We start from the raw sequence: 24,086 nt of genomic DNA, 5'->3' as shown, positions 1-24,086 counted from the left end.
TTTATGAAAATTGTTGAAGCGCGCGTCATCGTGACCTGCCCGGGTCGCAACCTGGTCACCTTGAAAATCGTCACCGATGAAGGCCTCTACGGCATTGGCGATGCGACGTTGAATGGCCGCGAACTGGCGGTGGTCGCGTATCTGGAGGAGCACGTGCTGCCCGCGCTGATCGGCCGCGACGCCCATCGCATCGAAGACATCTGGCAGTACCTGTACCGCGGTGCGTACTGGCGCCGGGGGCCGGTGACCATGACTGCCATCGCCGCCGTCGACGTGGCGCTCTGGGACCTCAAGGCCAAGGCCGCGAACATGCCGTTGTACCAGTTGCTCGGTGGCAAGAGCCGCGAACGGGTGATGGTCTATGGGCATGCCACCGGCAAGGACATCGAAGGGTGCCTGGACGAAGTCGCCCGTCACGTCGAGCTGGGCTATAAAGCCGTGCGTGTGCAATGCGGCGTGCCCGGCATTGCCACCACCTACGGTGTCGCCAAGCGCAGTGGCGAGCGCTATGAACCGGCCGACAGCGACCTGCCCGCCGAACACGTCTGGGACACCGCCAAATACCTCAACTACGTCCCCAAGCTGTTCGCTGCCGTGCGCGAGCGCTTTGGCGACGACCTGCATATCCTCCACGACGTGCACCATCGCCTGACGCCTATCGAGGCCGGGCGCCTGGGCAAGGCCGTGGAACCGTACAACCTGTTCTGGCTGGAAGACTGCACGCCGGCCGAAAACCAGCAGAGCTTTCGCCTGATCCGCCAGCACACCACCACGCCGTTGGCCGTTGGCGAGGTGTTCAACTCCATCCATGACTGCCGCGAGTTGATCCAGGAACAATTGATCGACTACATCCGCACGACGCTGGTGCATGCCGGCGGCATTACCCATGTGCGGCGTATTGCCGATTTCGCCGCGTTGTTCCAGGTGCGCACCGGTTTCCACGGCGCCACCGACCTGTCACCGGTGTGCATGGGCGCGGCCCTGCATTTCGATACCTGGGTGCCCAACTTCGGCATCCAGGAACACATGCCTCACGAAGAGCGCATCGATGAAGTCTTCCCCCATGCCTATCGCTTCGAGGACGGCCATTTCACGCCGGGCGAAACACCGGGACATGGCGTCGACATCGATGAAGACCTTGCCCGCCAATACCCCTACAAGCGCGCCAGCCTGCCGGTCAACCGTCTTGAAGACGGCACGCTGTGGCATTGGTGAAACGCTTTTAACCCTTTGAGCAAACGGGGCGAACGTCCCGTCAGGAGTGATCCGATGAAAGCGTTCCAGGTAAGAGCACCCTTCGAGTTCGGGCTGGCCCAGGTCGACAGACCCCGGATCGCCCATGGCGAGGTCCAGGTCGATGTGGCGTATGCCGGCATCTGTGGCTCGGACATGCACATCATTCATGGGCAGAACGCATTCGTGCGTTTCCCCCGTGTCACCGGCCATGAGTTCTCCGGGGTGGTCCGGCAAGTCGGCGAGGGCGTGGAACACCTGCACGTGGGTGACCGAGTGTGCGTCGATCCGGTGATCAGTTGCGGCACCTGTTATCCCTGCCGGATTGGCCGACCGAATGTCTGCACCCGCCTGCAAGTGATCGGCGTGCATCGTGACGGCGGTTTCAGCGAACAGGTGTGCGTGCCGGCCGAGAATGCCCACCGCTTGCCCGATTCGATGTCCCTCAGCCACGGCGCCCTGGTCGAGCCTTACTCCATTGCCCTGAACGTGCTCGATCGGATGCAGCCCCATCCGGGCGACAGCGTATTGATCTACGGTGCCGGGGTGATCGGCCTGACCCTGGTGCAGATGGCCCGGGCGCTGGGATTGACCGACATCACCGTGACCGATGTCATCGACAGCCGCCTGGAGACGGCGCGGGCGCTGGGCGCCAGCCGGACCCTCAACGGCCAGCAAGTCGACGTCGAGGCCACGATGCGTGAATTGACTCAGGGTGAAGGCGTGCCGTTGATTGTCGATGCCGCCTGCATTCCGGCATTGATGCCGCAGATGGTGCGCCTGGCTTCGCCGGCCGGGCGCATCGGATTGCTGGGGTTCAATGCCACGCCGAGTGATTTGGTGCAGTTGGAAATGATCAAGAAGGAACTGACCCTGGTGGGCTCGCGGCTCAACAACCGCAAGTTTCCGCGGGTGATCGAACTGATCGCCAGTGGCAAGTTGCAAGTCCAGGACCTGATCAGCCATCGCGTCAGCTTCGACGAAATGCCCGGCGCCATCGACCTGATCGAAAAACACCCCGAGCAAACCCGAAAAGTGCTGGTGGAGCTGACGAACGCCCATCCCTGAGTCGTCCGTACTACCGGTTTCATCGTGCCTGTCATGGGCACCCTCACCGAATAAACACAACAAGCGGGAGGTTCCACCATGTTTGGTCAAGGACGTAGCTTAATCATCATCATGCTGTTCCTGGCCGGGGTCATCAATTACCTCGACCGGTCGGCATTGTCTGTGGCGGCGCCTTTCATCCAGAAGGACTATGGTCTGAGTACGGGTGAGATGGGCATGATCTTCAGCAGTTTCTTCGTCGGTTATGCCGCCTTCAACTTCATCGGTGGCTGGGCCGCCGACCGCTACGGCGCCAAGACCACGTTGCTGCTGGCCATGGTCCTGTGGTCGTTGTTCAGCGGCCTTACCGTGTTGACGGTGGGTTTCGCTTCGCTGGTGCTCATCCGGATCCTGTTCGGCATGGGTGAAGGACCGCTGAGCGTTACCACCAGCAAGATGGTGAACAACTGGTACGCCCCCAAGCGCCGGGCGCGGGCGATTGGCACGTCGATGTCCGGCACGCCGCTGGGCGGGGCGATTTCCGGTCCGGTGGTGGGCTTTATCGCCGTCACCTACGGCTGGAAGATGTCGTTCATCATCATCATGGTGATCGGCCTGGTCTGGGCCGCCGTGTGGTTCAAGTTCGTCAAGGAACGGCCAGAAGGCGAGGGCGCCGAGGAGATTCTGCGGGCCGAGGGGCAAAGCGAGTTGGCGGCACAACCGGTGTTCCCACTGCGCTTCTACCTCAAGCAGCCAACGGTGCTGTTCACCTCCCTGGCGTTCTTTTCCTATAACTACACGTTGTTCTTCTTCCTGACCTGGTTCCCCAGCTACCTGACCATGGCCCACGGCCTGAACGTCAAGGACATGAGCATCGCCACGGTCATTCCCTGGGTGCTGGGCTTCCTCGGCCTGGCCTTGGGCGGTTTCATCTCCGACTTCGTGTTCAAGAAAACCGGAAAGATGATGTTCTCCCGCAAAGTGGTGCTGGTGACCTGCCTGCTGGCCTGCGCTGTTTGCATCGCGTGTGCGGGGATGGTCAAGACCCTGTATCCGGCGGTCATCCTCGTCGCCTTGGCGGTGTTCTTCCTGTACCTCACCGGTGCCATCTACTGGGCGATCATCCAGGACACCGTCCCGGCGGCGCGGGTGGGCGGCGTCAGCGGTTTCATGCATTTCCTGGCTAACACCTCGGGCATTGTCGGCCCGACCCTGACGGGCTTCCTGGTGCAGTTCACCGGCTCGTTCACCAGTGCTTTCCTGCTGGCGGGGCTGTTGACCGTGATCGGTGCCGTGTGTGTGGCGCGCTACGTGAAACCGCTGTCGGTGGCCGATACCGGCAACGCGGCGGCACAAAGCTCGCAACCCGCTTCGGCCCTGGGCCATCCCTGAACAGAAGGAGTGAGTCGATGCCTGTTGTGAAACGTGTACCTTGTACCGGGACTGCAGCGCAGATCGGTATCGTGCACCTGGGCCTGGGCGCGTTTCACCGCGCGCACCAGGCGGTCTACCTGCAACGCCATCTCAATCGCCATGGCGAAAGTGACTGGGGACTGTGCAGCGCCAACCTGCGCTCCAATCGCTCCTTGGTCGAGCAATTGCGCGAACAGGACGGCCGCTACCCTGTGGCCGAGTACCGCGACCGCGAGCAGGTGACCCTGCGCGAGATCGGAGTGTTGCGCCAGGCGTTGTATGTGGGTGAGGGCGGTGATGAGCTGGAACAGTTGCTGCAGCGCATGGCCGCGCCGCAAACGCGGATCGTCACGCTCACCGTCACCGAAAAAGGCTACTGCCTGAGCCCTTCCTCCGGGCAGTTGCGCCGCGACGACCCGACGATTGCCCATGACATTGCGCAGCCACAAACGCCGCGCTCGGCCCCCGGCATTGTCCTTGAGGCCTTGCGTCGACGCCGCGCGGCAGGCATCCCGGCCTTCACCGTGTTGTGCTGCGACAACATGCCCGACAACGGCCAGCGCACCCGCCAGGCGGTGAGCGCCTTGGCGGCGTTGCAGGATAAGACGCTGGCGCAGTGGGTCGAGCAACAGGTGGCGTTTCCCAGCTGCATGGTCGACCGCATCGTGCCGGCCATGGACGATGAATCCTTCCGCCGGCTGGAGCAGCAACTGGACTGCCACGACCGCGCGGCAGTGGTCTGTGAAAGTTTCAGCCAGTGGGTGATCGAGGATCACTTTCCCCTCGGCCGCCCGGACTGGGAAGTGGAAGGCGTGCAGATGGTCGACGATGTGCGTCCGTTTGAAACCATGAAACTGCGCATGCTCAATGGCAGCCATTCATTGCTGGCCTACGTGGGGTTGCTGGCCGGCCATGAGTCGGTCTTCGACGCCGTCAGCGACGTGAAGCTGGCGCGCCTCATCGAGCGTTTCATGGCTGAAGAAGCCGCACCCACACTGGACATGCCGGCCGGCATCGATCTTTCGGTGTATGCCCACGACCTGCGGGCGCGCTTTGCCAACGACAGCTTGCAACATCGCTTGCGCCAGATCGCCATGGACGGCTCGCAGAAACTGCCGCAACGCTGGTTGCTCGGCGCGCAGCAATTGCTCGACCAAGGGCGCAGCATCGACTGTACCGCCCTGGGCATCGCGGCCTGGATTCACTACTGCACGCAACCGTTGCCTGGTCAGTCGATGCACGTGATCGACGACCCGCTGAGCGCAACCTTTGCCGATCTTGCGGGACGCTTCGAGGGCGCATCGCGGGTGAATGCTTTCCTCGACCTGGATGAAGTCTTCCCGCCGCAGCTGGCGGCTCGCGCAGCATTTCGCGATGCCGTGCACCGCGCCTATCGCATCCTGGTCCGCGAGGGTGTGGACAGCCTGTTGCCCCCTCTTGCCGCATCCAACTGATAACAAGGAGAAGAACATGGAACAGACATGGCGTTGGTTTGGCCCCAAAGACCCGATCTCCCTGGCGGACGTTCGCCAAACCGGTGCGACCGGCATCGTCACCGCGCTGCACGAAATCCCCAATGGGCAGGTGTGGCCGGTGGAGGCCATCGCGGCGCGCAAGCAGATGATCGAAGCGGCCGGCTTGAGCTGGTCGGTGGTGGAAAGCATTCCGGTGCACGAAGACATCAAGCGCGGCTGTGGGCGGCGCGACGAGTACATCGCCAACTACCAGCAAAGCGTGCGCAACCTGGCGAGCTGCGGCATCGATATCGTCTGCTACAACTTCATGCCGGTGCTGGACTGGACCCGTACCGACCTGGCCTATGAGCTGGCGGATGGCGGTTGGGCACTGCGTTTCGATCAAACCGCATTCGCTGCTTTTGACCTGTTCATCCTCCAGCGCCCGGCTGCGCAGGCCGAATACAGCGCCGAGGATATCCAGCAGGCCAAGGCCTACTTCGAACAACTGTCACCTACCCAGCGTGAAACCTTGGTCAACACCTTGATCGCGGGCTTGCCCGGCGCCGAGGAGCACTACAGCCTGGACAACTTCCGTGACTTGCTGCGTACCTACGCCGACATCGACGAGGCCACGTTGCGCGAACACCTGGGGTATTTCCTGCGCGCGGTGATCCCCGTCGCGCAGGAGGTGGGGGTGCGCATGGCGATCCACCCGGACGACCCGCCCCGGGCGCTGCTCGGTTTGCCACGCATCTTGTCCACTGCCGAAGACGCCCAATGGCTGTTGGACGCGGCGCCTAGCCCGGCCAATGGCCTGACGTTCTGCACCGGCTCCTATGGCGTGCGTGAAGACAACGACCTGGTGGCGATGGCCAAGCACTTTGCGCCGTTCATCTACTTCACCCACCTGCGTTCAACCCGCCGGGAAACCGACCCACGCAGCTTCCATGAGGCCCATCACTTGGAGGGTGATGTCGACATGGTCGGGGTCATCGCCGCCCTGGTGGCTGAAGAACGCCGACGTGAGCGCGAAGGCGGCCCGCGCTTGCCGCTGCGGCCAGACCATGGGCATCAATTGCTTGACGATCAACAGCGCAAAAGCAATCCCGGTTACTCGCTGATCGGCCGTCTCAAGGGCTTGGCGGAAATTCGCGGCGTGGAACTGGCGGTGCGGCAACAGCTGAGTCAAGTAGCGCACTAACCCCTGTGGCGAGGGAGCTTGCTCCCGCTGGGCTGCGCAGCAGCCCTAAAATCAGGCGCCTCGGTGCATCAGCCAGATCGCATTCAACCGGTTTGGGGTCGCTGCGCAACCCAGCGGGAGCAAGCTCCCTCGCCACAAGAGCCAAACCGCAGGCTTAGTCGCGGCTGTCTTCCGGTTCCAGCGCTTGCAGCCAACGGTTCTCCGAGCGGCTCAGATGCTGGCGCATGGAGGTTTGGGCGCCGAGCACATCCTTGTTGGCTACGGCGTGCAGGATCGCCTCATGCTCGACGACCGCAGCTTCCCACGTCAGGGCGTTTTCCGAGTGTTTGCTCAGGTGAGCCGAAATCGGGTTGTGCCGTTCATCAAAGAGCGCAGTGATGATCCGGACCAGGGCCGAGTTGCCGCTCATCTTGGCCAGGCGCTGATGGAAGCGACGGTCATCCTCCAGCGGAGGCTGGCCATTGGCGATGCTTGCGCGCATGGCATCGATACAGTCCTGCAGATAGCGGTAGTCGCTTTTCTTGCCATGCAGACACGCCAGGATCACCGACTCACCTTCGATCAAGGCACGCGCCTGCATCAGTTCCGACGGGCTCTCGCCCAAGGTCATGCTCGGGTTTTTTCCGTCCTTGGGCTTGGCGCGCACGTACACGCCGGAGCCCATCTTGATCTCGATGTCGCCGTCAATTTCCAAGGCAATCAGCGCCTCGCGCAGCGAGGGCCGGGAAACACCCAGCAGTTGGGTCAAGTCACGCTCGGGGGGAAGCCGGGAGCCTGCTTTGAAATCCCCCTGGGCGATGTAGTTGCGCAGTTGATCGGCGATTTTCTGGTACGGCTTTCGCTCGGCGGTTTTGATCGGTGAGACCATGGGGTGGCGTCCATCGGAGAGTCCGCAAAGGCTACCATAGGCGCTTGATGGTGTTCATTTATGTGGGAGCGAGCTTGCTCGCGAAGGCAGTGGGTCAGCTTGCATCAGTGCTGAATGTACCGCCGCTTTCGCGAGCAAGCTCGCTCCCACAGGGGAAGGGTTGCGGTGACTCCGTCATTCACATCACCGCGCCGATCTGCCAAGGCAGGAACTCGTTGTCGCCCAAGCCGTTTTCCTCACTGCAGGTGCGGTGTCCGGACGCCGTCTCCAGCATCAGCCGGAACAACCGCTCACCCGCCTGCGCCACGGACTCCAGGCCATCGACAATGCCGCCGGCGTTGAAATCCATGTCCAGTTCCATGCGCTGGAAGAGGCGGGTATTGGTGGCGATCTTCAAGGAGGGCGTGGGTTTGCAACCGTAGGTCGAGCCGCGGCCCGTGGTGAAACAGATGAGATTCGCGCCACCCGCCACCTGGCCGGTCGCGGACACCGGGTCATAGCCAGGTGTGTCCATGAACACCAGGCCTTGGGCATCGACCGTTTCGGCGTATTGGTAAACGCCCATCAGCCCGGTCGCACCGGCTTTCGCCACGGCGCCCAGGGATTTTTCCAGAATGGTGGTGATGCCCCCGGCCTTGTTGCCCGGCGAAGGATTGTTGTTCATATCACCGTCGTTGTGGCGCACGTAGGTTTCCCACCAGTGGATCCGCTCCAGCAATTTTTCCGCGATTTCGGCAGACGCCGCGCGGGCCGTCAGCAAGTGTTCGGCCCCATAGATTTCCGGCGTTTCCGAAAGAATCGCGGTGCCGCCATGCTGCACCAACAGGTCCACGGCCGCGCCGAGGGCCGGATTGGCCGTAATGCCCGAGTAACCATCCGAGCCGCCGCATTGCAAACCGACGCATAAGTGGCTGGCGGCAACGGTCGACCGTTGGTATTGGTTGATGACCGGTAGCATCGCTTCAATATGGGCGATGCCACGGCGCACGGCTTCGCGAGTACCGCCTTCCTCCTGAATGATCAGGCTGGCCTTGAGCACAGCGCGGCGATCCCCCAGGTCATTCATCAACGGCGTCAGTTGGTTGACTTCGCACCCCAGGCCGATCAACAGCACGCCGGCGAAGTTGGCGTGATCGGCATAGCCGCGCAAGGTGCGCTTGAGGATGTCGATGCCTTCCCCCTTGGCGCCCATGCCGCAGCCGCTGCCGTGGGTGATTGCCACGACGCCATCGACGTTGGGAAAGTCTTTCAGGCGTTCTGGAGAAAAGGCGTTGGCGATGTGCTTGCAGACGGTTGCCGAGCAGTTGACGCTGGAAATGACACCGATGTAGTTGCGTGTACCGACGCGCCCATCCTCACGGACGTAACCTTCGAACGTAGCGGGATCATTGCTCAACGAGGTGGGCACATAGACGTTCCGTACGCGCTGTTCGGCATTGCTGGCGGGCATGTCCAGGTTGTGCACGTGGACGTAATCGCCGGGCTCGATGTCCCGGGTTGCCTGGCCAATGGTCTGCCCGTACTTGAGCACCCGTTGGCCGGCCAACACCGCGCGCAGGGCGATCTTGTGACCGGACGGAACCGGCTGGCGGGCGGTCAGTGAAATGCCGTCGGCACTCACGTGCTGACCTTCGGCGATATCGCCCCGGGCCACTGCGACATCATCACCCGATGCCAGCACAAGCAAAGAAGCAGGCGGGTTCATGTGGCGTCCTCCGATTCCTAGCACTCGATGATGGCTTTGACGACACCCTGGCTGGGGTCGAGCAATGTGGAGAACGAATCGGCCACGTCGCCCAGTGTCAGGCGATGGGTATTGAGGGCCGCGTCCGGAATCAATCCGTCGCGCAGGCATTGCTCGACGTGGCGGAAGTCTTCCTGGGTGGCGTTGCGGCTGCCCATCAGCGTGGCTTCACGCTTGTGGAATTCAGGGTCGGAGAAGGTGATCGAGTCTCGCACCACCGAAATCATCACATAGGTGCCGCCGTGGGCGATGAACTCGAACCCGCGCTCCATGGCCCGTGCCTTACCGGTGGCATCGAACACCACGTCGAAAAAATCACCCCCGGTCAGTTCAGCCAGGGTCTGCTTGTCGCCTTCGCCGATGTGCACGGCGGCGTGGATATCCAAGTGTTGCTTACAGAACGCAAGACGATCCTCACGGGTATCCAGCACAGTGACTTGCGCCCCTCGCAGGCCGGCGAAGATCGCCGCCGCCATGCCGATCGGGCCGGTGCCGACCACCAGCGCGCGTTTATCCGCCTGGACATTTGAGCGCCGTACAGCGTGGGCGCCGATGGACAGGAACTCGATCATCGCCGCCTGATCGAGGGAAACACCCACCGCCTTGTGCACGAACTCGTGGGGAACGCTCAGGTACTCAGTGAACGCGCCATCGCAATGAACCCCCAGCACTTGAATGCGGGTGCAGCAGTTGGTCTTGCCCTGGCGGCAGGCGATACATGTCCCGCAGGAAAGGTAGGGCATCACATAGACAACATCACCGATGGCGAGGTCGCTGGCGCTGTCCGTCTCGTCGACAACGCCGGAGAACTCGTGGCCCATGACGCGCGGATATTCGAGGTACGGCTGATGGCCGGTGAAGATGTGCAGGTCGGTGCCGCAGACCCCGACGCGCTTGACCCGGATGAGGATCTCTCCCGGTTTCCTGAGGGGCTTTTCACGTTCGATGGCGGTTAACGAGCCGGGTTCGTTACAGATGACAGTCAGCATGTCGATGCTCCTTGGCTGGCGTGCAGGCAGTGGCTGCCTGCAGGCGGGAGGAGGGTTGTAAGCGCACGGCTGCCGGGACCGGGGCTCTTTTTTGTTGTGGGCGGGCAGTGACCTGCACCGATGGCCTTGGCCCGAAACTACACGCCGTAAAAAATATTGGCAAGACCAATTAATAAAAATATGAATTGGACTTACCAAATTCAATCTGGACGTCGCCCGTCGCTGCATCTTGAGTGAACCCAGGTCCATCCCGGCAGGTCACTCGTTTGTCAGGAACGAAAAACAGGATGGATCCTCTGATGCGACCTATCGACCTCGCCAGCCTCTCTTTCGCCGCGCTGCTGTGCGTGGCATGCACAAGTCAAGCGCCCGCAACATGGAGCTACGCAGACGCCCAAGGACGGGCCAACCTTCCCCCCAACCAGGCCTACCCCGAGCTTTTTGAAGCGGTGCAACGTGGGCAGGTGTTCACCGACCAGAAACATTTCGTGGACGCATTGCCCAACCGTGATCCGGCGCAGATCCGCGCCGATTACCTGGCCCAACGTGGCCGCGACGGCTTCGATATCAAGGCCTTCGTGTCAGATAACTTCATCGAATCCGGCGTAGCCGAAAGCCCGGCGCCCAAGCCCGGCGCTCCGATCAAGGCACACATCGACAGCCTCTGGCCGGTACTGAGTCGATCCTACAGCCAGGTGCCGGCCTACAGCAGTTTGTTGCCCCTGCCGCAGCCTTATGTGGTGCCCGGCGGACGTTTTCGCGAGATGTACTACTGGGATTCGTATTTCACCATGTTGGGGCTTGAGCAGAGCGGTGATAAGGCCCAGGTCCGGCAAATGACCGACAACTTTGCCTACATGATCGACACCTACGGCCACATTCCCAACGGCAATCGCACCTACTACTTGAGCCGGTCGCAGCCGCCATTCTTTGCTTACATGGTGGAGTTGCAGGCGCGCATCGAAGGCGACCAGGCCTATGGACGATACCTGCCACAGTTGCAGAAGGAGTATGCCTATTGGATGGAGGGCGCCCAGGCACTCAAGCCCGGCACGGCTGAGCGGCACGTGGTCAAGCTCGCCGATGGCAGTGTGCTCAACCGCTATTGGGACGCCAGCCCGACGCCTCGACAGGAATCCTGGTTGCAAGATGTCAGCACCGCCGAGCAGGCGTCGGACCGGCCCCGGGAGGAGGTCTGGCGTGACCTGCGCGCTGGCGCCGAAAGTGGCTGGGACTTCAGCTCGCGCTGGTTGGACGACGGCCAGAACCTGGCGAGCATTCGCACCACCGCTATTGTGCCCGTGGATCTGAATAGTCTGATCTATCATCTGGAAAACACCATCGCCAAAGCCTGCGCGACGGTGCAGAACAGCCCCTGCGTCCAGGCTTACGGCCGGCGTGCCGAACTGCGCCAGCGCGCCATCGAGAAGCACTTGTGGAATGCCGACAAAGGCTTCTACGTGGACTACGACTGGCAACGCAACCAGCCCCGCCAGCAGCTCACGGCCGCGACGCTGTTCCCGCTGTATACGGGCCTGGCGTCTGTCGAGCATGCCAATCGCACCGCCGATGCGGTACGCGATGGCCTGTTGCGCCCCGGCGGCATCGCCACCACCCAGGTCAGTAATGGCCAGCAGTGGGACGAGCCCAATGGCTGGGCTCCGTTGCAGTGGGTCGCGGTGGAGGGGCTGGACCAATACCGGCAAACCGCCCTGGCACAGCAAATTGGCAGCCGCTTCTTGCAGCAAGTCGAGAACCTTTACCGCAAGGAAAACAAACTGGTGGAGAAATACGATCTGTCCGGGCGCGGTGACGGCGGGGGAGGCGGCGAATATGAATTGCAGGACGGCTTCGGCTGGACGAACGGGGTGACGCTCAAACTGCTGGGTAAATATGGCGCGACTCCCCCAACCCTAGTAGGCAAGTGAATGCCGTACACATCCTGTGGGAGCGAGCTTGCTCGCGATGACTGAGTGCCAGCCACCCTCAATGTTGCTGAACCACCGCTATCGCGAGCAAGCTCGCTCCCACAGGGGGATGTGTGGTGTGGTCAAGTCGCATCATCACCTTAAGTAGGAAGGTGGGCTCGCTATTCATGCACCGTCACCCGATTGCGCCCGCTCTTCTTCGACGTATACAGCGCCTGGTCCGCCCTGGCGATCAGGTCGGCGTGGTCGTTCGAGGGTTGGCTCAGGTCGGCCACGCCCAGGCTGATGGTGAAGCGGATCGCCTGGTCGTTGTAGTGCACTTGCAGCGCTTCGACGGCCTTGCGCAGGCGCTCGGCGAAAATCTGCGCGCCGGCCTTGTCGGTGTCCGACAGCACCACGCCGAACTCTTCACCGCCATAACGCCCGGCCACGTCGGCCTCACGCACATGCTCGCGCAATAGCCTGGCGACGTGCTCGATGACCTTGTCGCCGGCCTGGTGACCGTAGGTGTCGTTGACCCGCTTGAAGTGGTCGATATCGAGCATCACCAGGCTCAATGCATGGCCGTAGCGCTGGTGCCGGGCGTAGGCGGCTTTCAGGTTGCTCTCCCAATGGCCGCGGTTGTACAGCCCCGTCAGCCGATCGGTGCTGGAGAGTTGCTGCAACTGCGCGTTGGCGGCCTGGAGCTGGTGCCGGTTGGTGGCGACGTCGGTGACGTCATAGATCACCAGGCAGATGTGCTTGATGGTGTTGTCAGGCGAGCGCAGCGGCAGCAGCGTGGTGTTCTGGTACATGAACGCTTCCTGGCCGGTGATCGGCTGGTAGCTCTTGAACCGGATCAGGTACGGTCGCTGTTCCCAGACCGTGAACGCCGGTGTGCCCAGGGTCGCGACACTTTCCACCTTGCGGCTGAACCATTGGCGATCGATTTCAGGGAATAGAGTGAAAAAATGCTGATTGTGCGCATCCTTGGGTTGCACCCCGGAGCGGTTCTCCATGAAGGTGTTCCAGACCTGCACGCGGTACTCGCGGTCGAGCACCACGACCCCGACGTCGATGCTCTGAACGATGGCCAGCAACCAGTGAAACTCGTTCAGATCGATGGAATCGTTCATGGGTCAGCTCATCAGGTAGGCGAGTTTGTGGGTCAACCGTTCGATGGAGTCTTCCGTGAACAGCAGCAACAGGTCGAAGCGAATATCGTGCCCTTCCAGGCTGTAGCTGATTTCCACGGCCAGGGTCTTTTTCCAGTGCTTGCGGTTGACCTGGATCAGTTCCTCGATGGCCGCGTGCTGGCCGAGAATCTGCGGATGGCCCTGGGAAAACACCACGTCGATCTGTTCGGCAATGCTGCTCAGGCACGCACCGATCAAGACGCTGGAAAGGTCCAGCAACATTTCCAGGTCCGAATAATCGGCGCTCTCGCGCTGCATCAATTGCGCGATGTCGGCGATTTCCGAGTCATGGAATATCAGCAGGGCTTCGCCGGCGATGCCGCTGCCGATGAAACCCTGGCAGATGGCCGTGAGTTGCTGGGAGCTGCCGACGTCGTTGAGCGCCATATGCAGTTCCCCGACCTCGAGGATGTTCACGTTCGGCACCGGCAACTGCACGAAGACCCCAAGCACCTTGGCGATCAGGGCCGCCGCCCGGCCGATGGCCACGTTGACCGTCTCGCGGAACACGTCGTGAAAACTGATGGTGGCGTTCGTGGCCGAACGATTTTGCAGCGGCACCTGGCCGGATGGGGTCAGTAGCCCCACCCGGGTGAGGGTCTGGCGCAGTTCGTTTTCGTCGAACGGCTTTTTCAGGAATGCCAACGCGCCCAGCTCAAGCACGCGGCGCACTGCCTCGTCCTGGACGTCACCGGAAATCACGATGACTTGCGCCTGCAATCCCTCGGCGCGCAAGGCACTCAGCACTTGGTAGCCGTCCATCTCCGGCATGGTCAGGTCGAGCAGCACCACTTGCCCCAGGCCCTGGCGTATGGCGTCCATCGCCTGGCGCCCGTTGACCGCCTCGGTGACCGAGACCGGCCAGTCTGTCGGCAACGCGCGCAACACCTGTTTGCGCGCCATGTTGGAGTCGTCGCACACCACCAGGGGAATCAACGACACAGGGGCAACCAGTGTCGTTCAATGGCAGGGGAGGTCCTACGTACATCATTCATAGGCTGGCAGGGGCCCTTTGCTTAACGAACGGGAGTTATCCGGCATTGCGTCCTGCATGAAAGACCTGCAGGACACTGTTGTATTAAAAACTGGACCAATAAGTCAGGGGCGTCAACTGCACTTCGTCATGATGACCAGCGCGAAGCCACGGTCGACGTGCCGATTGGCAGTGGCAGGCGCAGTTTGTGGTCTATAGTTTTCTGCAGGTCCGGAACCCTTCAGTGCTGGCGGCCAGGCATTACGGACGCCTCGCAGCGTTGCCGCGTCGGATACCCGCAGGCCGTCGGCAGTGAATAATGCAGGGAGCACACCATGGCGATCCAACGGGCGAGTGTACTGACGTCGGCCCAGGATGTCGGCCATCGTGGAAACACCTTGTCCGATGCGACGAGCGATCTGTTTCTGCGCCGCTTCGACCAGGTCAAGGAAGCCTACATTCTGTTCCCGCTGCTGGCGGCTCTCCTGCTGTCCGTCATATGGGCGGGCACCCTGTACCTGGTCAAGGTCCAACAGGCCCGTGCGCAGCAGGGCATCGCCGAGGCGAGCCTGGAAATCGGTGCCACCTACGAAGCGCAGATCCTGCGGGCGATGCGTGAAATCGACCAGACCCTCAAGCTCGTCAAGTACACCTACGAGTCCGAGCGCGAGACAAACCCGCTGCCCAAGCTCAAGGCACGCGCCTTGCTGCCTTCACCTTACTTGTTTGATGTCAGCGTGGTCGATGCCAGTGGCCTGGTCGTCGCCAGCACCCAGTCGAGCGAGCTCGGAAACCGGATCGCCAAGGATGAGCTGCAAGCGGTGGGGCGTGACACTGCACTGTCGATCAGCCGCCCGTGGAAAAGCCCGGCGACGGGGGAGTGGAGGTTGCGTTTCAGCCGGCGGCTCGACGCGGCGGGTGGCGCGTTCGCCGGGATCGCCATGGTCGAAGTCGATGCGGCCTATTTCGTCAGCAGTTATGACCCCTCGAAGCTTGGCAATCAGGGTTTGCTCGGCCTATTGGGCATCGACGGCATCTTTCGGGCACGGCGCAGCGGGGAAGCGATCTCGGCCGGCGACGAGGTCGATTACGCCGCTGTGGTGCCGGACACCGAAAACACTGAAGCCATACGTTCGATCAATGGATGGGACGGTGTGCGGCGCTACACCAGCGCCCGCCAGCTCTACGATTTTCCATTGGCGGTGATTGTCGGCTTGTCCGAGCAAGAACAACTGGCCGCGGTGAATCAGCAAGCGCGGACCTATCTCTGGCGCGCCGCGGGCGGCAGCCTGTTGCTGGTGTTGTTGGCGGGGCTGCTCGCCCGGATGAGCTGGCAACTGGTGCAAAGCCGCCTGCGCGCGGCCGAAGCGAAAATTGCCTACGCTGAAAATGTCGAGTACCTGGCCTATCACGACGGCCTTACGGCGTTGCCCAATCGCAGTCTGTTCAGCAAGCTGTTGAGCCAGAGCATCGGCGAGGCAGGCCGTTATCACCGGCAACTGGCGGTGCTGTTCCTTGACCTCGACCGCTTCAAGCAAGTCAACGATACGCTTGGGCACGATGCCGGCGATCAATTGCTCCAGGAGGTCGCGCTGCGACTCAAGGGGTGCCTGCGCGCCAGCGATACGGTGGCCCGGTTGGGCGGCGATGAATTCGTGATCCTGCTGCCGGAGCTGTCCGATGACAAGGACGTGGCAACCACCGCCCAGAACATCCTGGGCGCCATTGGCCGGCCCTTCAACCTCCAGGGCCAGGAGTTCCGGGTGACCGCCAGCGTCGGCATCAGTGTCTTCCCACAGGATGGCCTGGACGAGCAGACCCTCAAGAAAAACGCCGATATCGCGATGTACCAGGCCAAGCAACGCGGCAAGAATAACTTCCAGTTCTACTCCGCGAAGTTGAACGCGGACTCACTGGAACGGTTGACACTGGAGTTGAGCTTGCGCCACGCACTGGAACGCCACGAGTTCGAGCTTCACTACCAGGCCAAGCGAGATATCGGCAGTGGCCGAATGACCGGCATGGAAGCGCTCCTGCGCTGGAATCATCCGGACCTGGGTATCGTGGCGCCGATGCAATTCATCCCCGTCGCGGAAGAGACCGGTTTGATCGTGCCGATCGGCAAGTGGGTACTCAAGACCGCCTGCCAGCAAAACGTGGCCTGGCAGCAACAGGGATTGCCGCACCTGGGGGTCGCCGTGAACCTCACGGCACGGCAGTTTGCCGATGAGAACCTGCTCACGGACCTGGCGCAGATATTGGCCGAAACCGGTATGGATGCACGTCTGCTGGAGCTGGAAATCGCCGAGAGCCTGCTCATGCGGGACGTCAAGAGAGCGTTGAGCGTGTTGACCGGGCTCAAACACCTGAAGGTCCGCATCGCCATCGATGATTTCGGCATTGGCTATTCTTCGCTCTCTGCCCTCGAACAGTTTCCGCTCGACGTCATCAAGATTGATCGCTCGTGTATCTGCGATACCAGCAGCGTGTCGGAAGACAAAGCCTTGACCGAGGCCATTATCGCCATGGGCCGGACCCTCAGCCTGACCGTGGTGGCCCAAGGCGTGGAAACCAAGGAACAGGCCGATTTCCTGCGCGACAATGCCTGCGACGAGCTCCAGGGCTTTTACTTCAACAAGCCGGTTCCTGCCGATCAGTTCAAGGTGTTGCTGCAAGCCCAGGCGGCCGAGACGGATCTCGATACGTAAAGGCCCGTGCTTATTGCGGCAGTGCCCTGACGCTGCCGTCCACCTCCCGAGCATCGATATAGCCAATGGTGCCGGGGTTCTCTGCAACACGCTTCTTGACCTCTGCACTGCTTGAAACAGCCTGGGGCGGTTGGCCTCTGCCGGTAAAGATGATTTTCGACCAGTGCGCCTTGAGCTGGGAGGCGGACTTGCCGGTGAACGTTGTGTAGAACTCATCGCGCGTCGGCGAATCTTCCGTCAGGTCTATGGGAGTTGCCTGTCCGCCGTCGGGGAAACGACTGGTCTTGCCGAGGAAAATATCCGCCACCTGATTGCGCGCAAGCGCTTTCACCGGGCTGGACGTGGCGACGACCACGACCACCTCGGCCTTGACGGCAGCGCTGGCTGCGCACATGGCGAGCCCCGCTACGGCGAATCCGATGAGCCTCGCAAACCACATGGCCCGCTCCATCAGAATACAAAATCGACAGCTAGGCTGATGACGTTGAATGAGCCCCCCGGCTCGAAGTCCGATTGGGGGTTGATCAACGGGCCGACCGAGTTGCCCTTGAAGCGTGTGTGATCGTATTGCAGCTTGGCGTCCATGTTCTTGGTGAAATCCCAGCGCACGCCCAGGGAAAGGGTCTGCTGGCCTTCGTTGGAGCCCAGGACAGAGTTGAGTGCACCGTTGAGCTGCGCGGCAGCCCCCGCCAGGGCGGGCGGCAACGCCGATGTCGTCAAGCCCGGGCTGGAGACTTCTGTTTCGGTCTTGGAACGAGCGTAGGTGGCATAGGGGGTGAACGCTTCAATGCGGTACCCGCCGCTGATGTACCAGGCGCTGGTCCTGCCCAGGCCGGAGCGGCTATCGAGACGCCCCCATTCGCTCATGACGAACCAATCGCCCGGATCATAACTGGCGCCTACTCCAAGGAAGGTGACGGGCGTGTCATCGGAGTCGTAGCGATCGGCGATGGCGATGCCTTCTGCACCAAACTCCCTGAACGTATCGAAGAGTGAGTTGAACTGCTCCAGGGTCAGGTCGGCTTTCATGAAGGTGATGCGCGTGGTCAGCACGCCGAACTCGGTGGTGTTGGTGACCCCCCAGAAGTTTCTCGTCAGTACCTTGCCGGCGCCGTCAGGCCGGCGGCTGTCGGTCTGACCGTAGTGCGCCTGCACGGTATCGGTGATTTCATCGACATGAAACCGATAGCTGCCATCGATGCCGTCGCTGCTGGAGATCGGCATCAGGCTGTAGACCTCCATGGGCGCCCGCACCCAGGGCAGGGTATAGCCCACTTTTCGAGTGTCGGAGACCAGGAAAGTCGGCAATACGGTACGGCCAACGCGTGCGTTGAAGTCCGGCGTGAACTGGTACTTGATGTTGGCCCACTCGACAAAGGGTCGGTAGCTGTTGTCGTAGCGCTGCTCTGAAATGACCTGCACCACGGCCGACAGCTGCGGGGTGAACGTAGCGGTCAGCTGAGCACCGATCAGGCTGTCGACGTCGGCGCTCCAGTTGCGTGAATGACCGGCGCCGTTGGGTTTGAAGAGACTGGAGGTGAAGTCGGCTTTTTTCTCGCTGGAGTGAACGATCCCCACCGTGCCGAAGCTGCTCAACGAGAACATCGCCGTATCGGCTGTGTCGGCGCTGGCCCCGCCGGCATACAGCGTCATGACGGCCAGGGCCAGGGTATTGGGTCTTGTCGCCATAGGGTCAACGAGACCTCGTTGCATGGATCGCCATTCGTCTGTTCCTTGTAACGTTGGCTGAAACTGCGTGAAACCACCGAAGCGTAGTCTAGATCGCCAATTTGAGCGTAAAGGTCGCCCCCGTTCCCGGGCCCTCGCTGTGGGCCTCCAGCGAACCGCCCATCTCCATGGCCGCCAGGACGCAGCTGTGCAGGCCAAAGCCATGGCCATCCTTGCGCGTGGTAAAGCCATGGGCAAAGATGCGCGTCAGGTTTTCGGGGGCGATGCCTTCGCCATTGTCGATGACCTTGATCACCAGGGCGTTCTCTTGGGCAAGCTCACTCTGGAGGATGATTTGATGGGCAAGCTCCGGCCTGTCATCCATCGCCCTGCTGGCGTTTTTTATCAAGTTGACCAGGATCAGCAGCACCCGGTGCTTGTCCAACAGCAGCAAGGGCGTTTCGGCAAAGTTCCGCACCACGGTTATCCGGCGCGCCGCGATGATGCCGGCGTTCATGCGCAGGGCATCCTCGATCAGGTCCTTTATCTGCACGGTTTCGGCGATGCTGGAGGTGCCTGCATAGGATTGCTGGGCGGCGACGATTTCCTTGATGTGATCAACGCTTTTAGTCAGTTGGCCGAGTTCCTCGGTCATGCTCTGTTGCTCGATTGCAAGCGCGTCCACCAGTTGGTTCAGGTAGCCGGGCAGCAGCTTGCCTTTTTCGTCATGGGAGATGAAGTCGCCAAGATTCTCGGCATGCTCGTTCATCATTTGCACCGCCTTGCCGAGCCCCAAGGCTTTGCTGGTACGCAGCTTGCGGGTGACGAGGTCGGCGGAGATATTCACGCTGTTGAGCACATTGCCCACGTTGTGCAGGACGTTGGTGGCGATTTCCGCCATGCCCGCCTGGCGGGCGGCCGCGGCCAGTTGCGTCTGGGCTTCGGCGGCGCGCAAACGGCTTTGCGCCAGTTGCCAGCTCATCCGGGCGAGCAGGCTCACCAACAACACCAGCACCAGGCTGCCGCCCGCGGCGCGCCAGAGATAGGTGCGCGCTTGCTGGTTCACCGCGGCCAGTTGCTCTTGCTCGGACAAGCCGACAATCACCGCCAACGGAAAGTCGTAGAGCTGGCGGGCACTGGTGTAGCGCCGCACCCCGTCCCACCCATTGACCGAGAGCACGGCCTCGGTGTTTTCGGCGTCCGGCACCACGGCGCTGTAATCGACCGTATCGCCGGCCAGTACCGTTTCCCCGGTGCGCCGCACGCGGAAGATACCGTCAGTGCCAAGGAGCCCGAGCGCACCCTGGTCGCCGAGTTTCGAGGCGTCGTAGCTGCTGACGAAATAGGCCGCATCGACCTCGACCCTGGCGATCCCGGAAAGCCCGCCATCCGCCGCGTCGAGTCGCCGACTGAAGCGCAGGCGCCATTCCCCGGTGACAGGGCTTTTCCATGGGTGGCTGATGGACAGTGAGTCGCTATGGCGCAGCGTTTGTTGCTCATCCGGGTCCGCGATATTTTCCCGCTCGTTGACCCGCGTGCTTGCCACGAGCCTGCCGTCCGGGTTGACCACACTGACGTCAAACACCAAGGCCGGCGGCAACAAGGCCCGCTCCTGGAGCCGGCGCAAGGGATTGGGCTCACCCTCAGCTTCGTAGGTGTATTTGACCAGCTTGAGGGTTTGATCGATTTCGTGAATGGCGCGCAACATTTGCGCTTCATAGGTGGCGCCCATCTCCAGGCTTGCCGTCGCGGCGCTCTGTTGCGCGCGGGCCTGTTCAACCTTGATCAGGTACAGGGTCGCGGTCCAGATCGCCAGCAACAGCAGCGCGGCCAGCAACGGGAACAGAATGTAGGCTTCCTTGGCCTGGTCGAAGCCGAACCGAAACACGCCGGCCCCGGTATCCCCATCCATCTCTGCATGACGGACAGGGCCAGGGGCCAACCTCAGTGTCTCAGGCCGCTGGATCGGCATGGTGTGCTCCCTGCATTGTTCACTACCGAAGGCTGGTGGGCATCCGACATGGTTGCGGCTCGAGGGGGTGTTGCTCCTATGGCCCGAGCGAAACTCTGGATCTGTCAGGAACTATAGACCACAAAACCTGCATGCTAATAGGCGAGCAGGGATGTTGTGCCACACAGGTCGTTTACGCTTTTCAGAGATCTGTCCACGAAGGAAGGGGCACACGTCGCCCCCGTGGCGAGGGAGCTTGCTCCCGCTGGGCTGCGCAGCAGCCCCATAGGCAGCCACTGAGGTGTATCAGGAAGATGTCATCAGCTTCATGGGGGGCGCTTCGCACCCCAGCGGGAGCAAGCTCCCTCGCCACAGGGGCACTTTTGCACGCTCTATTGCATAGACACGGAATGCGGGTTCACACCGCTTGCTTGACCTTGCGATGCACCCACTGCGCCTCGTCCTGCAGTTCGAGGACTTGCCAATGGAAGTGCTCCAGGGAGGCGCTGTGCCCGACGCTGATCAGGATCGTGTCCGGCAGCGTTTGCTTGAGCAGTTGATAGCAGCGCGCTTCGTTTGCCGCATCCAGCGCCGAGCTGCTCTCGTCGAGAAACAGCACCGCAGGGCGGGCCAGCAGGGCCCGGACGAATGCACAGCGTTGCTGTTCGCCGACGCTGAGGGTCTGCGTCCAGTCCCGTTCCTGCTCCAGCTGATCGGCCAGGTGTTGCAGGCCGACTTGCTCCATGATCTGGCGCAGCGCCGCATCTTCTTCGCGGCGCGGTGGTGTGGGGTACCACAGCGCTTCGCGCAGGCTGCCCAGCGGCAGGTAGGGTTTTTGCGACAGTGTCAGGGCGCGCTCACGGTCATAACGACTTGAACCGCGAGCATGATGCCAAAGCCCGGTAATCGTGCGGATCAGCGTCGATTTGCCGTAGCCGGACGGCGCGCTGATCATCAGGCTGTCGCCGGGTTTGAGGGAAAGGTTGAAGCCTTTGAACAATGGCCGGCCGTTCGGCAGCCAGATGTCCAGGTCCTCGATGTCGAGGCCGTTGGCCTGCTGTTGGTGCCTGACCTGGGACTTGACCTCGACGTTATCCAGGCGCGCCTGGAAACCGGCCAGCCGATCGATCACCGACTTCCATTCCGACAGCTCCGGGAACACGCTCACCAGGTAGGCGATGGCCGCGTGCACTTCGCCGAAGGCCGCGCTTATCTGGGTCAGGCGGCCGAGGGGAAAGGCGCCGGCAAAGAACTGTGGCGCCATGATGAACATCGGGATGACCGTCGCGCTGCGCAAGTAGAAAGTCGAGTAGCCCATGATCAGCTTCTGTTTCTTCACCAGCGCCCAGAAGTTCTCCAGCGCCGCCTCCAAGCGATGGTTGAAACGTTCGTTCTCCACGACTTCGCCCCGGTATTGCGCCACCGAATCAGCGTTCTCCCGCAGGCGGATGAGCGAGAAGCGAAAATCCGCCTCACGCCGTTGTTGCATGAAATTGAGGCTGGGCAGCGCGCGACCCAACCAGAAGGCAAGGCCGGTTCCCAGCAGTGCGTACACCAGGGCGACCCACACCAGCAGCCCCGGAATGACCACCGATTGGTCGTTGAACGGCACACTGACGAGGCTGGAGGCCTGCCAGAGGATATGCAGGAAGGAAAACAGCGACACCACCGACGTCAACAAGCCCAGGCTCAACTTCAGCGACTTGACGATAAACAGGTCGATGTCCTCGGCGATCCGCTGATCGGGGTTGTCGACGTCGGTCTCGGTCAGCTTCAGTTTCTGGTAGCGCTGGTCGCCCAGCCATTGATCGAGCATGTTGCGGGTCGCCCAGCGCCGCCAGCGGATGGTCAGCTTCTGCTGGAAGTGGAATGCACCTACGGTAAAGGCGGCCGTGCCGATCTGCAGCAGGATGAATTGCAGGCTACCGACCAGGAAGCCGTGGTAGTCCAGGGCCTGCAAGGCGTTATAGAAATGCAGGTTCCAGAAATTGGTGAGGATATTGACGCCGACCAGGCACAGGGTCATCAGCACGGTGGCCAACAGCAGCAACAGGGCCGGGTACTTTTCCTCGGAGGCCCAGAAAGGCCGCGCGAGACGCCAGAAATTGCGAAGTGTGTGCATGGGGTCTTGGTAAGCCTGGTCGCTAACGACGTTGAGTTTGCAGGGGCAGGAGGATAGGATCAGCCAATGCTAATCGTTTGCATTAATTAGGGAAAGCCACGGGAGCCCCGTTATCGAATTTCCAGAATGGCTTAACCAGGCCTGGCCGCCGATACAGCGGGTTATCCGGCAGGCACCTGGCGACCAGCCTGCCATCGCGTTGAGCCTGCTTGCCGAGCCTGCCGTACTGCAACCCTTGCTGAGCCGGTTTGCCCTGCGTTACCCGGGCGTGAACCGCGCCGCCGTGGTCTCGCAGTGGTCGATGAACTACATGAGTATTGTCCTGCCGGCCACCCTGGCCTGCGTGCTGACGCGTTACTGCGCCATCGAATTCTGGGGCGAGGACGCGCTGCTGCTGCACGACGACGGTCAACCTGCGGCGCTGGGCCTGGCCACCGGGCTGTCGGCCTTGGGCGCGGATGATCGTGCCGCGTACTGGTCGCGATTGATCCACGAGCACCTGGCGCCGCTGTTCAGCACCTTGGCCGCCGCCGGTGGCCTGGCTCCGAAGATATTGTGGGGCAACTTCGTCGCCATCTGGGACGGCGCGTTCGCCAGGATGGACCCCGACCTGTCCAGGGACGGCTTCGCTGAGGCGCACCAGTGGCTGGAACAGGTCACGGTGAACAACGGACGCTTGAAGCTGCGGGGCCTGCAACGCATGGTTGAATCGCCGGCGCCGCAGATTTGCCCGTGCTTGCCGCTGCGTCGGCATTGCTGCCTGCATTATCAGCTGCACGAGCCGGTCGAAGGCCAACCGCCCGTGCTCTGCGAATCCTGTCCCAAGCTGCACCGCCTGCCGGTGGCGGAGCAGGTGAGCTATCTGCGTTACATCTATGAGTAGGGGGGAGCGCATCGTTTTCTTTTGGGGTGGGTTGGACTGGACTGGATTGGATTGGATTGGATTGGATTGGATTGGATTGGATTGGATTGGATTGGGTACATATCCGTTGCTGCGGTAACGGCTGCTTAGGGTTCCGCCCTTACGGCGGGTCACTTTTGGAAGAGCGCCAAAAGTAACCAAAAGCGCTTTGCCCCACCACTCGGTGCCTCGCCTAGGCTCGGCATGCCCTCACTCCGGCATTGCTCCGTGGGCCGCCGCGAAGGGCCATCCATGGCCCAGCGCGGCTATCCCGGCATCCATGCCGGGATGCCCACTGCGCAATGCCTGCGTTCGGCCATCGTGGTTAATGGGGCGTCGAGATCAACGTCCATCACGAGGCGGCCTAGTAGCCGACCTGGTTTTGGGTGATCGCGTTTCTCCTGTGGGAGCGGGCTTGCTCGCTAAGGCGGTGTATCAGGTTGCGGTGATGTTGGATGTGCGGGCCTCATCGCGAGCAAGCTCGGCTCCCACAGGGGATCTTGGATGTTCATAAGTCTTGTGTCATCGCAGGTCCATTGTGGGAGCGAGCCTGCTCGCGAAGGCGATGTCACAGCCGATGAAGATGTTGGATGTGCCGGCCTCATCGCGGGCAAGCTCGGCTCCCACAGGGGATCTTGGGTGTTCATAAGTCTTGTGTCACCGCAGGCCCATTGTGGGAGCGAGCTTGCTCGCGATAGCGGTGGCTCA

Annotated in this window: 17 protein-coding genes; 8 read left to right on the top strand and 9 right to left on the bottom strand. The window is 61.7% G+C overall.

Annotated elements, in window-relative coordinates; genetic code table 11:
- The first annotated feature begins 3 nt into the window (after window positions 1-3).
- From manD to uxuA, 5 genes are all read left to right on the top strand, one after another.
- On the top strand, window positions 4-1,215 hold the full coding sequence (gene manD, locus LQ215_RS07225) for a D-mannonate dehydratase ManD (RefSeq protein WP_230148386.1): 1,212 nt from the start codon (window positions 4-6) through the stop codon (window positions 1,213-1,215).
- 54 nt (window positions 1,216-1,269) lie between these two features.
- A complete protein-coding gene (locus LQ215_RS07220) occupies window positions 1,270-2,301 on the top strand; it encodes a Zn-dependent oxidoreductase (RefSeq protein WP_230148384.1) in 1,032 nt (343 codons plus the stop codon).
- Window positions 2,302-2,379: 78 nt separating this feature from the next.
- Entirely contained in the window at window positions 2,380-3,672 is a 1,293-nt protein-coding gene (locus LQ215_RS07215) for an MFS transporter (RefSeq protein ID WP_230148382.1), read from the top strand.
- A gap of 17 nt (window positions 3,673-3,689) precedes the next feature.
- A complete protein-coding gene (locus LQ215_RS07210; protein ID WP_230148379.1) occupies window positions 3,690-5,147 on the top strand; it encodes a mannitol dehydrogenase family protein in 1,458 nt (485 codons plus the stop codon).
- A gap of 16 nt (window positions 5,148-5,163) precedes the next feature.
- The gene (gene uxuA, locus LQ215_RS07205; protein WP_230148377.1) at window positions 5,164-6,351 is read left to right on the top strand and encodes a mannonate dehydratase; all 1,188 of its coding nucleotides are present in this window, start codon (window positions 5,164-5,166) and stop codon (window positions 6,349-6,351) included.
- Window positions 6,352-6,505: 154 nt separating this feature from the next.
- On the opposite strand, the gene LQ215_RS07200 is transcribed toward uxuA, so the two are convergent.
- The 3 genes from LQ215_RS07200 to LQ215_RS07190 form a co-directional block, all read right to left on the bottom strand.
- A complete protein-coding gene (locus tag LQ215_RS07200) occupies window positions 6,506-7,219 on the bottom strand; it encodes a FadR/GntR family transcriptional regulator (RefSeq protein ID WP_230148375.1) in 714 nt (237 codons plus the stop codon).
- Window positions 7,220-7,397: 178 nt separating this feature from the next.
- The gene (locus LQ215_RS07195) at window positions 7,398-8,924 is read right to left on the bottom strand and encodes a UxaA family hydrolase (protein WP_230148372.1); all 1,527 of its coding nucleotides are present in this window, start codon (window positions 8,922-8,924) and stop codon (window positions 7,398-7,400) included.
- A gap of 17 nt (window positions 8,925-8,941) precedes the next feature.
- Window positions 8,942-9,952 (bottom strand): zinc-binding alcohol dehydrogenase family protein, encoded by a 1,011-nt coding sequence (locus LQ215_RS07190; protein ID WP_230148370.1) that lies wholly within the window; start codon window positions 9,950-9,952, stop codon window positions 8,942-8,944.
- A 299-nt stretch (window positions 9,953-10,251) separates the two neighbouring features.
- Here LQ215_RS07190 and treA point away from each other — a divergent pair, with 299 nt between their 5' ends.
- Window positions 10,252-11,880 (top strand): alpha,alpha-trehalase TreA, encoded by a 1,629-nt coding sequence (gene treA, locus LQ215_RS07185; protein ID WP_230148368.1) that lies wholly within the window; start codon window positions 10,252-10,254, stop codon window positions 11,878-11,880.
- A gap of 161 nt (window positions 11,881-12,041) precedes the next feature.
- Here the strand turns inward: treA and LQ215_RS07180 are convergent, their stop codons facing one another.
- Complete coding sequence (locus LQ215_RS07180) at window positions 12,042-12,995, bottom strand: GGDEF domain-containing protein (RefSeq protein WP_230148366.1); 954 nt, start codon at window positions 12,993-12,995, stop codon at window positions 12,042-12,044.
- A gap of 3 nt (window positions 12,996-12,998) precedes the next feature.
- Window positions 12,999-13,997, bottom strand: coding sequence for a response regulator (locus LQ215_RS07175; RefSeq protein WP_290369099.1), 999 nt, complete (start codon window positions 13,995-13,997; stop codon window positions 12,999-13,001).
- A 366-nt stretch (window positions 13,998-14,363) separates the two neighbouring features.
- Here LQ215_RS07175 and LQ215_RS07170 point away from each other — a divergent pair, with 366 nt between their 5' ends.
- Entirely contained in the window at window positions 14,364-16,736 is a 2,373-nt protein-coding gene (locus LQ215_RS07170; protein ID WP_230148357.1) for a putative bifunctional diguanylate cyclase/phosphodiesterase, read from the top strand.
- Between the two features lie 10 nt (window positions 16,737-16,746).
- On the opposite strand, the gene LQ215_RS07165 is transcribed toward LQ215_RS07170, so the two are convergent.
- From LQ215_RS07165 to LQ215_RS07150, 4 genes are all read right to left on the bottom strand, one after another.
- Window positions 16,747-17,175 carry a substrate-binding domain-containing protein gene (locus LQ215_RS07165; protein ID WP_230148356.1) on the bottom strand — a complete coding sequence of 143 codons (429 nt, stop codon included), beginning with the start codon at window positions 17,173-17,175 and terminating at the stop codon, window positions 16,747-16,749.
- A gap of 11 nt (window positions 17,176-17,186) precedes the next feature.
- Complete coding sequence (locus tag LQ215_RS07160) at window positions 17,187-18,425, bottom strand: porin (RefSeq protein ID WP_230148354.1); 1,239 nt, start codon at window positions 18,423-18,425, stop codon at window positions 17,187-17,189.
- 88 nt (window positions 18,426-18,513) lie between these two features.
- Window positions 18,514-20,376, bottom strand: coding sequence for an ATP-binding protein (locus LQ215_RS07155; protein ID WP_230148352.1), 1,863 nt, complete (start codon window positions 20,374-20,376; stop codon window positions 18,514-18,516).
- A 397-nt stretch (window positions 20,377-20,773) separates the two neighbouring features.
- Window positions 20,774-22,477 carry an ABC transporter ATP-binding protein/permease gene (locus LQ215_RS07150; RefSeq protein ID WP_230148350.1) on the bottom strand — a complete coding sequence of 568 codons (1,704 nt, stop codon included), beginning with the start codon at window positions 22,475-22,477 and terminating at the stop codon, window positions 20,774-20,776.
- A gap of 199 nt (window positions 22,478-22,676) precedes the next feature.
- Here LQ215_RS07150 and fhuF point away from each other — a divergent pair, with 199 nt between their 5' ends.
- Window positions 22,677-23,360, top strand: a complete 684-nt coding sequence (fhuF, locus tag LQ215_RS07145; protein ID WP_230148348.1) for a siderophore-iron reductase FhuF — start codon at window positions 22,677-22,679, stop codon at window positions 23,358-23,360.
- Window positions 23,361-24,086: the final 726 nt, after the last annotated feature.

It is taken from the genome of Pseudomonas brassicacearum, from assembly GCF_918698105.1.
GTDB classification, from domain to species: Bacteria; Pseudomonadota; Gammaproteobacteria; order Pseudomonadales; family Pseudomonadaceae; genus Aquipseudomonas; species Aquipseudomonas brassicacearum_F.
The sequence above is the reverse complement of the archived record's forward strand: the minus strand, read 5'-3'. Positions and strand labels throughout refer to the sequence as shown.